Raw genomic sequence first — 14,956 nt, forward strand, 5'->3', positions numbered from 1 at the left:
CCATGCCGCGCGCAGAGCGTTTGACCCCCATCAGTAACGGTGGCGCGCGTCATGACCAGCTTCTCACTCCGTCGGGACCTCATCACCCGGCCGATCTTCCAATGGGCGCAAGGCGTGATGCCGGCCCTGTCCCAGACCGAGCGCGACGCGGTCGACGCCGGCGACGTCTGGTGGGACGCGGCGCTGTTCACCGGCGATCCGGACTGGAACGAACTGCTGTCGTTCCCCAAGCCGCAGCTGCGTCCCGACGAGCAGGCCTTCATTGATGGGCCGGTCGACACGCTTTGCGCCATGCTCGACGACTGGGAGATGACCTGGGAGACTCGCGACCTGTCGCCGGAGGCCTGGGCGTTCCTGAAGGACAACAAGTTCTTCGGGATGATCATCCCCAAGGAACACGGCGGTCTGGGCTTCTCGGCCTTCGGCCACGCCGAGATCGTCCGCAAGCTGGCGACGCGTTCGGTGTCGGCGGCGGTGACGGCCATGGTGCCCAACTCTCTGGGCCCGGGCGAGCTGATCATGCGGTTCGGCACCAAGCAGCAGCAAGCCTACTGGCTGCCGCGACTGGCCGACGGCCGCGAAATTCCGGCCTTCGGTCTCACCAGCCCTGAAGCCGGCTCCGACGCCTCGGCCATGGTCGACGAGGGCGTGGTCTGTCGCGGGACTTGGGAGGGCAAGGACGTTCTGGGCATCCGCCTGAATTGGCACAAGCGCTACATCACGCTGGGACCGGTCTGCACGGTGCTGGGTCTGGCCTTCAAGCTTCGCGATCCTGACCACCTGCTGGGCGAGCGCGAGGACATCGGCATCACCTGCGCCCTGGTCCCGACCGGCACCCAGGGCGTCAGCATCGGCCGCCGTCACCTGCCGGCGTTCCAGACCTTCCAGAACGGTCCTAACTGGGGCGAGGACGTCTTCATTCCGATGGACCTGGTGATCGGCGGCGTCGATCGCGTGGGGCAGGGGTGGAAGATGCTGATGACGGCCCTAGCGGCTGGCCGTGGCATCTCTTTGCCGGCCCTGTCGGGCGCAGCGGCGGCGTTCAGCGCCCTGACCACCGGCAGCTATGCCCGCGTGCGCAGCCAGTTCAACGTGCCGATCGGCAAGTTCGAGGGTGTGCAGGAGCGCTTGGCCCGTATCGCCGGCAACGCCTATCTGGTCGACGGCGCGCGCCGCCTGACCTGCGCGGGCCTGGACCAGGGCAAGCATCCGTCGGTGATCTCGGCCCTGCTGAAGTCCGGCGCGACGGAGCGCATGCGCATCGTCGTCAACGACGCCATGGACGTGCACGGCGGCAAGGCGATCATCGAGGGGCCGCGCAACTATATGGGCGCGCAGTATCGGGCCATCCCGGTCGGCATTACCGTCGAGGGCGCCAACATCCTGACCCGCAGCCTGATGGTGTTCGGTCAGGGCGCGATCCGGGCGCACCCCTACATGCTGCAGGAAATCCTGGCGATCGGCGACGCCAACGCCGAGCGAGGTCTGGCCCAGTTCGATGAAGTGTTCTGGAAGCACGTGGCCCACGCCATTCGCAACGGCATCCGCACGTTCGCCCGCAGCTGGAGCAACGGCCTGCTGTCGCCGGTTCCGAACGCGGGCCGCGCTACCCGGTTCTATCGTCAGATGGGCCGCTACAGCGCCGGCTTCGCGCTGGCTTCGGACATCGCCCTGCTGACCCTGGGCGGCGAGCTGAAGCGCAAGGAGATGCTGTCGGCGCGGCTGGGCGATATCCTGTCGGAGCTCTACTTCCTGTCGGGCGCCCTGAAGCGCTGGGAGGACGAGGGTCGCCAGGACGCCGACTTCCCGCTGCTGCAATGGTGCATGGACAGCGGCTTCGCCACCATCGAGCAGCGCTTCGATGAGGTGTTCCACAACCTGCCCAACCCACTGGCCGGTTGGCTGCTGCGGGCTGCGATCCTGCCGTTCGGCGCGAACACCCGCGGACCGTCCGACCGCGTCACCCGCGCCTGCGCCGAGCTGCTGCTGCAACCGTCCGAGACCCGCGATCGCCTGGTCGAGAACGTCTATGTCGGTGGTAAGGACGAGGCTGTCGGCCAGCTGATCGACGCCTTCAACCGCGTTGTGGCGACCCAGCCGATCCACGATCGCCTGAAGGCCCAGAAGATCCGCGACTGGAAGGTCGGGGTTGAGAAAGGTATGGTTACATCGGACGAAATCGCCGCCTTGGAGGCCGCCGACAAGGCGGTCGCCGAGGTGATCGCGGTCGACGACTTCGCCCATGACGGCCTGGCCACCCAGGTTGTTGCTCAGGCGCGGCCGGGTGTGGTGAGCGCTAAGCGGGCGAGGGCCCAGAGCAACGGCGACGACATGGAGCCGCCGGCTGTCGATCTCGAGGAAAGCCGCACCTTCGGCGAGGTTCGTCAGTGAGCCGTCCGGTCTATGTGATCGACGGCTCGCGCACTCCGTTCCTGAAGGCCAAGGCTGGCCCAGGTCCGTTTACGCCGGTGGATCTGGCGGTGCAGTGCGGGCGACCGCTGCTGCTGCGCCAGCCGTTCGCGCCCGACGCCTTCGACCAGGTGATCCTGGGCTGCGTCAACGTCATCGCCGACGAGCAGAACCCGGCCCGCGTCGCCGCCCTACGCCTGGGCTGCGGACCGGAGATGACCGCCTTCACGGTGGCCATCAACTGCGGCTCGGGCATGCAGTCGATCGACACGGCGTTCCGCTATATCCGCGAAGGCTCGTCCGACCTGATCCTGGCCGGCGGGGCCGAGGCGCTCAGCCATGCGCCGCTGGTGCTCAAGCAGTCGGCCGTCGAATGGCTATCGGCCCTGCAAGGCGCCAAGTCGCCGCTGGACAAAGCCAAGGTCGCCACGGCCTTCCGGCCCGACATGTTGCAGCCGATCATCGGCCTGGAGCGCGGCCTGACCGATCCGATCACCGACCTGGGAATGGGCCAGACCGCCGAAGTGCTGGCTCACTATTTCGACATCAGCAGAGAGGCCGCCGACGCCTATGCCGTAGAGAGCCACAAGCGCTTGGCCAGGGCCCAGGCCGAGGGCTGGCTGAGCGGCGAGGTCGAACCCGCCTTCGCCCGCGACGGCACAGTGTTCGACCACGACGACGGGGTGCGTCCCGACAGTTCGGTCGAGAAGCTCTCAACCCTGAAGCCGGTGTTCGAAAAGCCGTTCGGCAAGGTCACCGCCGGCAATAGTTCGCAGATCACCGACGGCGCCTCATGGGTGATCCTTGCCTCGGAAGAGGCGGTCAAGAAACACGGCCTGAAGCCGCGCGCCGTGATCGTCGACAGCGAATGGGCGGCGCTGGACCCGTCGATCATGGGCCTGGGCCCGGTGCTGTCGTCTTCGGCTCTGCTGAAGCGGGCCGGCCTCTCGCTGGGCGATGTCGACCTGTGGGAGCTGAACGAGGCCTTCGCCGCCCAGGTGCTGGCCTGCTTGGCCGCCTGGGAGGACGAAGCCTTCGGCCGCGAGATCCTCGGCCTGCCCGGCGCGGCTGGGACGATCGACCGGGCGCGGCTCAATGTCGACGGTGGCGCGGTTAGCCTCGGTCACCCCGTCGGCGCCAGCGGCAACCGCATCGTGCTGCACCTGATCAACGCCATGGAGCGTCTCGACCTGAAGCGCGGGATCGCCACCGAGTGCATCGGCGGCGGCCAAGGCGGCGCCATGCTGATCGAGCGGGTCTGAGGAGATGGCCATGCAAGACCGCACCCTGACCCTGCTCGCCCCGCGCGATATCGATCTGGGCCCCAAGAGCGCCGGCGAGCAGACCCTCAAGCACTGGCGCGTCACCCGCGACGCCGACAACCTGATGTGGGCCGTGCTCGACAAGGCCGACTCCAGCGCAAACACCCTCAGCGACGCGGTGCTGTTCGAGCTCGACAAGATCCTGGACCGCATCGACGCCGATCGTCCGGCGGGCTTGGTGATCCGCTCGGCCAAGCCGTCGGGCTTCATCGCCGGGGCGGACGTTTCGCAGTTTCGCGGCGCCAATGACGTCGGCGAGGTGGAACAGCGGATGTCCGGCGCCCACGCCATCGCCGACCGGCTGGAGGCGCTGACCATCCCGACCATCGCGGTGGTCCACGGCTACGCGCTGGGCGGCGGGCTGGAGGTCGCTCTGGCCTGTCACACCCGCATCGCCGTCGACGGCGCGCGGTTCGGCTTTCCCGAGGTGCAACTGGGCCTGCATCCCGGCCTGGGCGGGACGGCGCGGTTCACGCGGCTGATCGATCCGCTGCAGGCGATGAACTTCATGCTGACCGGCAAGACCATCTCCGCCAAGAAGGCCAAGGCCCTGGGGCTGGTCGACGCCGTCGTGCCCGAACGCCACGTCTGCGCGGCGATCCAGGCGGCGGTGAGAGGTCAGTTGAAGAGCGACGGCCAGAGCCTGATCGATCGCTTGAAGGACTCCGCACCGGCCCGCCGCTTCGCCGCCCAGCGCATGCGTGTCGAGGCCGAGAAGGCCGCGCCGTCCAGCCACTATCCCGCGCCTTACGCTCTGATCGACCTGTGGGAAAAGTTCGGCGGCGACTTCGAGGCGATGAAGACCGCCGAGATCGGCTCGTTCGCCCGGCTGATGGTGTCGGAAACGGCGCAGAACCTGATCCGCGTGTTCTTCCTGCGGGAAAAGCTGAAGGGTTTGGCCGGCGACGGCTCGAAGATCCGCCATGTCCACGTGATCGGGGCTGGGGCCATGGGCGGCGACATCGCCGCCTGGTGCGCCTGGAGCGGCCTGACCGTCACCCTGACCGACGTGAAGCCCGAGCCGATCGGCGGGGCGATCAAGCGGGCGGCGATCCTCTATGGCAAGATCGGCCATGACGATCGGCTGAAGGTGCGCGATGCGCTGGACCGCCTCGTGCCGGACCTGAAGGGCGAAGGCGCGCACCATGCCGACCTCGTCATTGAGGCCGCGCCCGAGAAGGTCGACCTGAAAAAGGGCCTCTACGCCAAGCTCGAACCGGTGATGAAGCCGGGCGCGATCCTGACCACCAACACCTCGTCGATTCCGCTGGAGACCCTGCGCGAAGGCCTGCAACGCCCCGAGCGGCTGGTGGGCCTGCACTTCTTCAACCCGGTCTCGCGCATGCAGCTGGTCGAGGTGGTGCGCCATGACGGCCTGGACGCGCAGGTCGAGGCCGCCGCCCGGGCCTTCGTGGGCGTCATCGACCGCCTGCCGGCTCCGGCCAGGAGCGCGCCGGGCTTCATCGTCAATCGCGCCCTGACGCCCTACCTCGTCGAGGCCATGGCCATGCTCGACGAGGGCGTGGCCAAGGAGACGATAGACAAGGCCGCCGAGGCCTTCGGCATGCCGATGGGCCCGATCGAGCTGGCCGACCAGGTCGGCTTGGATATCTGTCTGGCCGTGGCCGACATGCTCAAGCGCGAGCTGAACTGGCCTTTGCCCGACGCGCCGCAATGGCTGCGCGACAAGGTCGAGCAGAAGAAGCTCGGCAAGAAGACCGGCGAAGGCCTCTATGTCTGGAAGGACGGCCACGCCGTGAAGGCGCACGGCGCGCCCGCGCCGACTCCGGACATGGCTGACCGCCTGATCCTGCCCCTGGTCAACACCTGCGCGGCCCTGCTGGGCGAGGGCGTCTCTGAAGATCCCGACGTCATCGACGCGGCGATGATCTTCGGGGCCGGCTTCGCGCCGTTCCGAGGCGGACCGCTGCACTACGCCAAGCAGCGCGGCGTCGAGGCGGTGAAGGCGCGGCTGGCCGAACTGGAGACCCAGTACGGCGAGCGCTTCAAGCCGGCGGCGGGATGGTCCAAGCTGGAGGGATGACCGCCCGCTTCATTGACCCCGACCTACTGGCCCAGGCCATCATCGACAAGGTCGGCCGCAAGATCGTGCTGGGCCTGCCGCTGGGCCTGGGCAAGGCCAATCACGTCGCCAACGCCCTGTTCGCAAGGACGATGGCCGACCCGTCGATCCAACTTCATGTCTTCTCGGCCCTGACCCTGGAACCGCCCAGGCCCAAGTCGGATCTGGAGGCGGCTTTCCTGGGACCGGTGATCGCGCGGACCATGGGCGGCTATCCAGCCCTGGCCTATGCCGAAGTCCAGCGCCGCGACGCCTTGCCGTCAAACATCCAGGTCGACGAGTTCTTCTTCCAGGCCGGCACGCGGCTGGGCGTGCAGAGCGCCCAGCGTTCGTACATCTCGGCCAACTACACCCATGCGGCGCGCTACCTGATGGATCGCGGGGTCAATGTCCTGGCCCAGATGGTGGCGCGGGAGGGCGAGCGGTTCAGCCTGTCGTGCAACACCGACATCACGCTCGACCTGCTGGCCGCGAGGAAGGCGGGCAGGGCGGATTTCCTGCTGGTGGGACAGGTGAACGACGAACTGCCGTTCATGCCGGGCGACGGCGACCTGCCGGCCGAGGCCTTCAGCGACATTCTCGATGGCGAGGCCGTGCAGTTTCCGCTGTTCGCCCCGCCCAAGGAGCCGGTCACCGACGCCCACTACGCCATCGGCTTCCACGCCGCCGGCTTGGTTCCCGACGGCGGCACGCTGCAGATGGGCATCGGTTCGATCAGCGACGCGGTCGCCCAAGGGCTAATTGTCCGCCATAGCCAGCCCAAGGCCTTCCGCCAGACCCTCGAGCGGCTGTCGCCCGGATCGCCGCCCCCGCATGTCGAGCCGTTCGAGCAGGGGCTCTACGCCGCCACCGAGATGTTCGTCGACTGCCTGCTGGATCTCTGGAAGGCCGGGGTGCTCAAGCGCGAGGTCGACGGCGCGGTGCTGCACGGCGGCTTCTTCCTGGGGCCGCGCGCGTTCTATGCCACCCTGCGTGACATGCCGCGCGAGGACCGCGCCAAATTCCAGATGAAGGCCATCTCGGTCATCAACGAGCTCTACGGCGACGAGGACGCCAAGCGCGCCGCGCGGGTGGGCGGGCGCTTCGTCAACACCGCCATGATGGTCACCCTGCTAGGGGCGGTGGTCTCCGACGGACTGGAGGACGGCCGTGTCGTCAGCGGCGTGGGCGGCCAGTACAACTTCGTCGCCCAGGCCTTCGCGCTGGACGACGCCCGCTCGATCATCACCCTGGACGCCGTCCGCGGGGCGGGGCGCAAGGCCAGTTCGAACGTGCTGTGGTCCTACGCCCACGGCACCATCCCGCGCCATTTGCGCGACATCGTCATCACCGAATACGGCGTCGCTGATCTGCGCGGCCGTACGGACCGTGACGTGATCGCGGCGCTGCTGAACATCGCAGACGCGCGTTTTCAGGGCGAACTTCTCGAGACCGCGAAGGCCGCCGGCAAGATCGAGCGCGGCTACGTTATCCCGGCCGCTTTCCGCGACAACACCCCGGAGCGCATCGCCGCCGCGCTGGCGCCGGCCAAGACGGCGGGGCTCGCGCCCCTGTTGCCGTTCGGCTCGGATTTCGATGAGGAGGAACGCGCCCTGTTGCCGGTGCTCGGTCGCCTAAAGGCGGCGCAAGCCGATCCGCGCGTCTTGGCGGGCCTGGTTTGGAAGGGCCTGGGCGCTGGGCCGTTTTCCGACGGCCTGCGCCGCCTGGGCCTGGATCGTCCCAAATCCCTGCGTGATCGCCTGACCGCCTTGGCCGTGAGGGGCGCGGCGACTTCCTAAGGGCAGGTTCGGGTCTCGCCGCCGAGCCGTCCGCGGCCGGAGGGGGGAAGGGAGCGGGCCGAGGAGTCTCCAGGACTCGTCCCGGCGGCGAGGTGTGTACTAAATCATCTAGTTATAACTGATGTCAAAGGGGGATTGCTTGCCGCGCATCGTTATGCGACGAGCAAGAATGCGTTGCTGGATAATAAGTTGTGTAATTACTGTTTTTGGGTGAGAAGGAATTTTCCAGCAGGCCATGTCCTTGGTCAGGAGACGACATGCCAAGACCCGCCCCCGACGCCGCCAAGGCCGCTCAAACCAAGGTGCTGCGGCAGGAAGCCGGCCGCTGGCTGAAGTCGGCTCGCGAACAGGCGGGGCTCACCCAAGCTCAGCTCTCCGAACGGGTGGGGCTGCGCTACTACACCTTCGTTTCGCAGGTCGAGAGCGGTGTCGGCCGCCTGCCGATCGAGATGCAGGAAGCCTGGGCCAAGTCGGTTGGTCTGGATACGACCGAGTTCGCCAGGACGCTGCTGGCCTATTACGAGCCCGAGCTGTACCGGCTGCTGTTCGAGACGCAGGCCTCGTCCAGCCGGGCGAGCGCCTAGGCTGCCGGGCGGACTTTCGTCATGGGCACCATCCTCTCCTTCGCCCGCGACAGCGGTCAATGGACAGCGTCCGAGCGCAGCCGCCTCGAGGCGTTGACGCACAAGGTGCTGGGCGGCGGCGAGAACCTGCAGGTCGTCTACGGCGCCACCGATGACGGCGCGCCATGGTGCGCCGTAATGAACGAGGATGACGAGGTGCTGGTGCACGTCGCCCGCGTCGCCGATCAATTCATCGTGCACTTCGTGACCGAGGATGTCGTGACCCGAGGCGACAACCTGCGCGAGGCGCTGGGCCAGTGGCTGAGCCCCGAACCCGAGCGCAGCGGCGTCGTGGTGCCGTTCCGGCCGCAGACAGGTCCCGAGGTCGCCATCCTGGCGGCGATCGCCGCCTTTCTCGAAACCCAGCTGCGGTTCGCCGAGGCTCTGGCGCCTGGCGATACGGTGTCGCCCGCCACCGATCACCACCTCGAAGCGGAGACCGCCTTGCCGGCCGAGCCGTCCTCCGAGGACGAGGCGGGCCACGGTCAGGACGAAGCGAGGGCGCAGGCCTCCGAGGACGATGAGCCGGCGTCCCATGCGAGCGTCGTTCAGACCCCGACGGCCGAGATTGACGCCGACGCCCTGCCGGCGCGGGTCGCGGAGCCGGCTTCGATCGCGCAGGTGGCGGTTTCCACGGAGGTGCCGCCTGAACCCCAGGCCGTGCCGATCGCGGTGGCCGCGGTGATCCACGGCGGCGACGGCGACGATCTTCTGGTCGGGGGCCCTCGCGCGGAGCGGCTGCTCGGCGGACTGGGGAACGACACGCTGATCGGCGGCGGCGGGCGCGACACGCTCGAAAGCGGGGCGGGCGATGATCGGATCGTCCTGACCGGCGAGGCGGTGGCCTCCGGCGGCGCCGGCGCGGACACCTTCGTGATCACCGCTCCGGTGGTGATGGATCATTCCGACACCCTGCTGGGCACGATCCTCGATTTCAACGCGAAAGAGGGCGACAGGCTGGTGGGCGCGCAGGGTGACCTGGTCATCGTGTCCGCCCCTGACGGCGTCCTGACGGCCCTCGGCCCGACCAATCCGCACACCGACAAGCGGGTCGAAATCGACTTCAACGGCGACGGCAAGTCGGACGGCTATGTCCTGCTGATCGGTTCGCCTCACGGTGGCGGCGAGGCTCATGCGCCCGTCGCCACCGGATCGCTCTTCGATAGCGCCGATCCCTTCGGCTGACGGCGTCGCGCAATCCAACAGGCGTCCGCGTGACAATGAGATATAGTAATAACTAGACATATAACTACGCGATATCGTAGGTTCGAGGAGTCGCTGTCCGACGTGGTCGGCGATCAATCCTCGCCAGGGGAGCGCCGCTCACCGCCAAGCCGGCTTGGGCTTCACTTTCACGCGACGGCGCAGCGCCGATCGCCAGTCTGGATCGACCCATGACTTTGCACCTCGAACACGGCGCGCGCGACGCGCTGCGCGCCGTCGCGCCCGTATCGCAAGCCTATCCCAGCGTGTCGGTGATCATCTGCACGCTCGACGAACACGAGGCGATCGGCGGCGTCCTGGACGACGTGGGCGCCGAACTGGCGGGCACGCCCTACGAGATCATCGTGGTCGACGATTCTGTCGATGACCGCACGGCCGACGTGGTTCGCGCCCGGGCCAGGATCAATCCCGCGATACGCCTGCTTCGTCGCGAAGGCGCGGGCGGCCTGGCGTCGGCCGCCATCGCCGGATGGGACATCGCGCGAGGCGATCTTCTGGCGATCATGGACGGCGATGGTCAGCACGATCCGCGCCTTGTCGGCCGCATGGTCGACCGGATGAGCCGTACGCCTTTCGATGTCATCGTGGCCAGCCGCTATCTGGGCGGCGGCGGTTCGGGGCTGGCCGGATATCGGCATTGGATCAGCCGTGCTGGCGTGCGGGTCTCGGGCCTTCTGCTGGGCCTGCGTTTGGCCGATCCGATGAGCGGCTGCTTCGTGATGAGCCGGACCTGGTACGCCTCGGTGCGCCCCAACCTGTCGGGTCTGGGCTTCAAGATCCTGATCGACATCATCGCCTCCGACCGTCGCCGACCTCGCGTCCTGCAGGTTCCGACGGCCTTGCGGCCGCGTGTCGGCGGCGAGTCCAAGCTGGACCTGCGGGTGGTCTTTGATCTCCTGGCCCTGCTGGTCGAGAAGCGCACCCAAGGCGCATTGCCCGCGCGCATGACCCAGTTCCTCGCGGTGGGCTTGAGCGGCCTGGCGGTTCACCTGCTGGTCCTCGCGACGTTCAGTGCGGCGGACGCGCCGTTCTGGCTGGGCCAGAGCGCCGCCATCCTGCTGGCGATGAGCTGGAACTTCCTGCTCAACAACGGCCTGACCTTCCGGGATCGCCGCCTGCATGGATCCGCCTTCTGGCAGGGCCTGATCAGCTTCTATGTCGCCTGCCTGGGCGGGGCGGTGGTCAGCGAAGGCGTAGGGGCGGGGCTGCACGCGCTGGATGTTCCGTGGTTCGCGGCCGGCGCGGCGGGCGCGCTGCTGGGAGCCTTCTGGAACTATCGCGCGGTCCAGCGCCTGACCTGGCGTCCGGCCAAGGCGGTGCGCCGCGCGGGCGCCATCCTCGCCGCCCTGACCGAGCGTGCGGCCCGATGACCGAGGCCTTCCAAACCTGGCGCGCCGCGCTGAACGGCCGTCGACGGTGGGTCGTCGTCAGCCTGATCTTGCTGTTGGCGGCCTTCGCCATTCGCTGCTGCCAGTTCGGCAATCCGCTGATCCATGTGGACGAGAACTTCTACCTGTTGGTCGGCGATCGGATGCTGCACGGGGCGCTGCCCTATGTGGACATCTGGGACCGCAAGCCGGTGGGCCTGTTCGTGCTGTTCGCCGGCATACGCCTGCTCGGCGGCGATGGGATCCTGCAGTACCAGATCGTCGCGACCCTTTTCGCGGCCGGTACGGCCGTAGTGATCGCTCGCATGGCCGCGCCGATGGCCGGGCTCGTCGCCGCCACCGTGGGCGGGGTCATCTATCTTCTGCTGCTGGGTCTGGTCGGTGGTTCCGGCGGCCAGGCGCCGGTATTCTACAATCTGTTCGTGGCGGGCGCGGCCCTGGCCACTCTGATCGCCGTGACGCGACCGGGCGTCACCCCCGGCCAGATCCGACGCCTGGGCGCCGTCGCCATGGGCCTGATCGGCTTGGCGATGCAGATCAAGTACACGGCCATCTTCGAAGGCGTGTTCCTGGGGCTGGCCCTGATGTGGGCCTCCTGGCGGACCAGCGGCTGGCCCGCCCGGTTGGCCCAGGACGCGGCGCTGTGGATCACGCTGGCCTTGGCGCCGACCCTGGTCGCCCTGATCTGGTACGTGGCGCTGGGCCACGGTCAGGCGTTCCTCTACGCCAATTTCCTGTCCATCGGCGACCGCTCGGGAGCGCCGGCCGGTGAGTTGCTCCGCCGCCTGGCCAAAGCCTGGAAGGCGCTGCATATCCCGCTGTTCGCCGTGGCCCTGGCCGCGCTGCTCGAGCCCTGGCGACGGTTCGAGGGCGGGGCGAGGACCTTCGGGTTCTGCTTGGCTTGGCTGGCGGCCGCGATCGGCGGCTATATCGCGTTCGGCACCTATTTCGACCACTACTCCCTGCCGCTGTTCGCGCCGCTGGCGGTCGCCTGCGCGCCGTTGTTCGCCTATCGTCCCCGCCGCTTCGGCCTGGTCGCGGCGACGTTGATGCTGGTCTCCGGCGGCGTCGCCAATGCGGTGATCGTGCGCAAGACCCAGCTCAAGCGCGGTCATCAGGCGGAAATGACAGCCATGGTCGAGGCCATCCGACCCCGCCTGAAGGGATGCCTCTATGTCTGGAACGGCGATCCGCTGCTCTATCACCTGACCGGATCCTGCCTGCCGACCCGTTATCCCTTCGCGGGCCATTTAAACCTGCTGCGCGAGCATGGCGCGATCGGCGTCGACCAGGCCACGGAGGTTCGGCGTATCCTGGCCGGAAAGCCGAGCGTCATCGTCGATCACGAACCGGCCGCGCGCGACTTCAGCTTCGCCGTGGTCTCCATCGTTCGCGCCGAACTCAAGCACGCCTACAGGCCCGTGAAGGTGGTTCCGCTGAAGGGCTCGCGCCTGGTCGTCTACGAGCGCGCGCCGGGCCGCTAGGACGTTGGGCGGACGGGTTTCAGGATCGCGGCGGTGGTGCGGGCCAGCTTGGCCAGCCGACGCAAGGTGCGCGCCCGGCGAGGGTGATCGGCAAGGCGAGCGGCGGCGGCCAGGTCGTCGGCCTCGGCCAGCAGCCGCGCCTTGACCGAAGATCTCGGCGGTGGACGATTGTCGTTGACCATCGATGGCTCCGCTGACGGCTGCATCGATAACGTCGTTACCCGAAATCGGTTCTCGGCTGAGCGGTTGGCGATGCCGACGTCGACACAGCGGCAAGACGTTCGGCCGCCAACAGCGTGACCAGCATGGCGATGGCCAGAACGCCAAGGGCCACGCCCAGGCCTGGCCACCCCCAACGGCCAACCACGAGGCCGCCCAGAGGCGGTCCGATCAGCGCGCCGCCAGCCCCGAACTGCGTCAGCAGGCCGTTGGCGGCGGCGATCCTGGGATCGTCCGGCGTGCTGGCGCCGGCCAGGTTCGGCAGGCGGGCGAAGACCAACGGCGATGCGACACCGCTCAGCATCACCGCCAGGGCGGCGACGCCGGCGACCAGGATCGTCGCGTGGGTCATCGGCCCCAGGAAGACGAAGGGCGAGATCGCCGCCGTCGCCAGAAGCGCGGGAACGATCACGATGGCCATCCGGCGTTGGTCGAGCGGCGCGGAGCGCAGGATGCGGATGGCGATCGCCGAGCCGGGCAGGGCGGCCAGCGAGACCAGACCCGTCGCCAGGCTCGCGCCAGCCAGCGTCGCGCCGACCCGTTCGATCAGGAAGCTCGGCAACAACATGGTCATGGCGCAGATGAAGACCGTGTAGAGGCCAAAGCCCAGGGTCAGAAGCCAGGCGGCCGGGCGCGGCAGAACCATCTTCGTCCGGTTGGGCGCTGCTTTCGGTTGGCCCATCGCTGCGGCCAGTCCAAGCGCGCAGAGCCCGGCCCACAGCAACAGGGCGCCGCGCGGGCTGGTGATCGCCAAAGCCAGACCGGTTACGCCGCTGCCGATCGCTACGCCCACCGCGACGAACGTGCTCCAGAGCGCCAGGGCCGAGCCGCGATCACGGTCCGTCGCGATGGCGGCGATCATGGTTGGCGCGGCGATGACCACCAGAACATAGCCGACGCCCTCGATGGCGCGGGCGACGAAAAGCATGGACACCTGCGAGGTCATGGCTTCTACGAGGCTGGCGGCGACGAGTACGCCGAGACCCATGACCAGGAAGCGGCGTCCTCCGAAGCGCCCCAGCGCCAGCCCCGCGACGACGCCGAACACCGCGCCGCCGATCTCGAGCAGCGACACCAGCAGGCCGACCTGAGCCAGCGAAAGATCGAAGGTCCGCCGCAAGGTCGGCGCCAGCACTGCGAGCTTGGGAAGTTGGGCCGCGGCCAGTACGCCGATGAGCCACAGCGCGACGATCTTGGGCCAGGGACGGATCATGCGCCGTGACTAGGGCGATGCGGCCGAGGAGGACACGAAAAACTTATGCGTCAGGCCAGGGTCGTGGTCAGGCGGCCGACGCGGCCGTCGGCCAGCGGGATCGTCTCCCACTGCATCAGGCCCGGCTTGACCGGTATCTCGGCGCTCTGGTTCGAGCCGGTCTGGAACCGCAGCCGCTGATAGGGACGCTCGAACCAGCCGTTGTCGGCCAGACTGTCTTCCGCCGAGGCGATCTCCGGGCTCGCGAACCGCCACAGCGACATTCCCAGATAGTCCCCGACGTCGACGTTCCACGACGCCGCGCGCGCCGGCGACACGGCCAGCAGGCGATGGGTGGCGTCACAAACCAGATGGACGGGCAGGGACGACGTGGCGACCAGCCGCTTGAGCGCCGTATCGCCGCGATGATCGGCCCGGGCCGCGATCATGGCGATGATCCGCTCGCGGTGGATGTTCTCCGGTTCATGCGCGCCGCTTTCCCAACGCGAGACCGTCCCTTGCGACACCGCCAGCAACTCGGCCATGTGGCCCTGCTTGACGGCGTTGAGACGACGAAAGCGCCGCAGCGCCCGCCCGACGGCCAGATCGCGGATCATGACCTTGATCTACCAATCCGACCGTAACAGGCCAAGCTGGAACCCTTACAATGAATTAGTACGATGACTGTGAAATAGGCCGATACTGTGAGCGGCCCTATTGGGAGTTTGATGAAACCTACCAGCCTGTCGCAACTAGAACGATAAAGGCGTCTTCGAGATTTTCGGGCCGCTTCAGAGTCTTAGCGGAAAACAACAAGACCATAGATCGTCAAATATGTTGCCGCATTCCGCAGCTCTCTTCGCTGTGCATCTGAACGACCGAATGGCATGGAGGGCGCTCACCGGTTTCGACGCCGAATGAAGCTATTATAAATTAACATCTTCAATGTGTATGCAAGTGTCCTTTGTCGATGAAAATTTACGTACACATGTGTTCGCCTGCTGTGATTGTCGCCGCTCTTAACGATAACGGTGCTGGCTGATTGAGCGAGTACACCACAAAGTCGAAATAATAAGCTTGTCACTTGCCTTGTCGCTGCAAGTGCGCGAACTACCCACCTACTGTTGTGTCCCGTGTGTTGGCGGGTGAAGTGGGGGATCCATGCGCGTAGCGATGATTGGCACGGGTTATGTGGGCCTGGTGTCTGGGGCGTGCTTCGCCGATTTCGGTCACG

General features: G+C 67.5%; 12 protein-coding genes. 9 read left to right on the forward strand and 3 right to left on the reverse strand.

The features are described from left to right. Positions 1-51 precede the first annotated feature (51 nt). The 8 genes from AC1RUS_RS06270 to AC1RUS_RS06305 all read left to right on the forward strand — a co-directional run bounded on the left by AC1RUS_RS06270 (position 52) and on the right by AC1RUS_RS06305 (position 12,311). Complete coding sequence (locus AC1RUS_RS06270; protein WP_492914105.1) at positions 52-2,391, forward strand: acyl-CoA dehydrogenase; 2,340 nt, start codon at positions 52-54, stop codon at positions 2,389-2,391. Beyond that, positions 2,388-3,671 (forward strand): acetyl-CoA C-acetyltransferase, encoded by a 1,284-nt coding sequence (locus tag AC1RUS_RS06275; protein ID WP_492914107.1) that lies wholly within the window; start codon positions 2,388-2,390, stop codon positions 3,669-3,671. The genes AC1RUS_RS06270 and AC1RUS_RS06275 overlap by 4 nt, the downstream gene beginning before the upstream one ends. A 10-nt stretch (positions 3,672-3,681) precedes the next feature. After that, on the forward strand, positions 3,682-5,775 hold the full coding sequence (locus AC1RUS_RS06280) for a 3-hydroxyacyl-CoA dehydrogenase NAD-binding domain-containing protein (protein ID WP_492914109.1): 2,094 nt from the start codon (positions 3,682-3,684) through the stop codon (positions 5,773-5,775). Continuing rightward, the gene (locus tag AC1RUS_RS06285; protein ID WP_492914111.1) at positions 5,772-7,592 is read left to right on the forward strand and encodes an acetyl-CoA hydrolase/transferase C-terminal domain-containing protein; all 1,821 of its coding nucleotides are present in this window, start codon (positions 5,772-5,774) and stop codon (positions 7,590-7,592) included. The genes AC1RUS_RS06280 and AC1RUS_RS06285 overlap by 4 nt, the downstream gene beginning before the upstream one ends. A 257-nt stretch (positions 7,593-7,849) precedes the next feature. After that, positions 7,850-8,176 carry a helix-turn-helix domain-containing protein gene (locus tag AC1RUS_RS06290; RefSeq protein ID WP_492914113.1) on the forward strand — a complete coding sequence of 109 codons (327 nt, stop codon included), beginning with the start codon at positions 7,850-7,852 and terminating at the stop codon, positions 8,174-8,176. A gap of 21 nt (positions 8,177-8,197) precedes the next feature. Continuing rightward, a complete protein-coding gene (locus tag AC1RUS_RS06295; protein ID WP_492914115.1) occupies positions 8,198-9,400 on the forward strand; it encodes a hypothetical protein in 1,203 nt (400 codons plus the stop codon). A gap of 209 nt (positions 9,401-9,609) precedes the next feature. Further along, positions 9,610-10,809, forward strand: coding sequence for a glycosyltransferase (locus AC1RUS_RS06300; protein WP_492914117.1), 1,200 nt, complete (start codon positions 9,610-9,612; stop codon positions 10,807-10,809). After that, positions 10,806-12,311, forward strand: a complete 1,506-nt coding sequence (locus AC1RUS_RS06305; RefSeq protein ID WP_492914118.1) for an ArnT family glycosyltransferase — start codon at positions 10,806-10,808, stop codon at positions 12,309-12,311. Before AC1RUS_RS06300 ends, AC1RUS_RS06305 begins: the two co-directional genes overlap by 4 nt. Here AC1RUS_RS06305 and AC1RUS_RS06310 read toward each other — a convergent pair. From AC1RUS_RS06310 to AC1RUS_RS06320, 3 genes are read right to left on the reverse strand one after another with little or no spacing between them, the layout of a single operon-like run. Continuing rightward, positions 12,308-12,493, reverse strand: coding sequence for a hypothetical protein (locus AC1RUS_RS06310; protein ID WP_492914121.1), 186 nt, complete (start codon positions 12,491-12,493; stop codon positions 12,308-12,310). The genes AC1RUS_RS06305 and AC1RUS_RS06310 overlap by 4 nt on opposite strands. 35 nt (positions 12,494-12,528) lie before the next feature. After that, complete coding sequence (locus tag AC1RUS_RS06315; protein ID WP_492914123.1) at positions 12,529-13,743, reverse strand: MFS transporter; 1,215 nt, start codon at positions 13,741-13,743, stop codon at positions 12,529-12,531. Positions 13,744-13,793: 50 nt separating this feature from the next. Beyond that, the gene (locus AC1RUS_RS06320; protein WP_492914125.1) at positions 13,794-14,339 is read right to left on the reverse strand and encodes a transcriptional regulator; all 546 of its coding nucleotides are present in this window, start codon (positions 14,337-14,339) and stop codon (positions 13,794-13,796) included. Positions 14,340-14,883: 544 nt separating this feature from the next. On the opposite strand from AC1RUS_RS06320, the gene AC1RUS_RS06325 reads away from it, so the two are divergent. Next, positions 14,884-14,956 (forward strand): hypothetical protein (locus tag AC1RUS_RS06325; RefSeq protein WP_492914165.1); only part of this gene is annotated, 73 nt, incomplete at its 3' end.

This window comes from Caulobacter sp. GW821-FHT10F06 (assembly GCF_058809215.1).

Excerpts from the sequence above, each read along its gene's own strand:
- AC1RUS_RS06290 (WP_492914113.1), top strand. The coding sequence starts at position 7,850 with ATGCCAAGACCCGCCCCCGACGCCGCCAAGGCCGCTCAAACCAAGGTG.
- AC1RUS_RS06270 (WP_492914105.1), top strand. The coding sequence starts at position 52 with ATGACCAGCTTCTCACTCCGTCGGGACCTCATCACCCGGCCGATCTTC.
- AC1RUS_RS06320 (WP_492914125.1), bottom strand. The coding sequence starts at position 14,339 with ATGATCCGCGATCTGGCCGTCGGGCGGGCGCTGCGGCGCTTTCGTCGT.
- AC1RUS_RS06285 (WP_492914111.1), top strand. The coding sequence starts at position 5,772 with ATGACCGCCCGCTTCATTGACCCCGACCTACTGGCCCAGGCCATCATC.
- AC1RUS_RS06315 (WP_492914123.1), bottom strand. The coding sequence starts at position 13,743 with ATGATCCGTCCCTGGCCCAAGATCGTCGCGCTGTGGCTCATCGGCGTA.
- AC1RUS_RS06280 (WP_492914109.1), top strand. The coding sequence starts at position 3,682 with ATGCAAGACCGCACCCTGACCCTGCTCGCCCCGCGCGATATCGATCTG.
- AC1RUS_RS06310 (WP_492914121.1), bottom strand. The coding sequence starts at position 12,493 with ATGGTCAACGACAATCGTCCACCGCCGAGATCTTCGGTCAAGGCGCGG.
- AC1RUS_RS06305 (WP_492914118.1), top strand. The coding sequence starts at position 10,806 with ATGACCGAGGCCTTCCAAACCTGGCGCGCCGCGCTGAACGGCCGTCGA.
- AC1RUS_RS06295 (WP_492914115.1), top strand. The coding sequence starts at position 8,198 with ATGGGCACCATCCTCTCCTTCGCCCGCGACAGCGGTCAATGGACAGCG.
- AC1RUS_RS06300 (WP_492914117.1), top strand. The coding sequence starts at position 9,610 with ATGACTTTGCACCTCGAACACGGCGCGCGCGACGCGCTGCGCGCCGTC.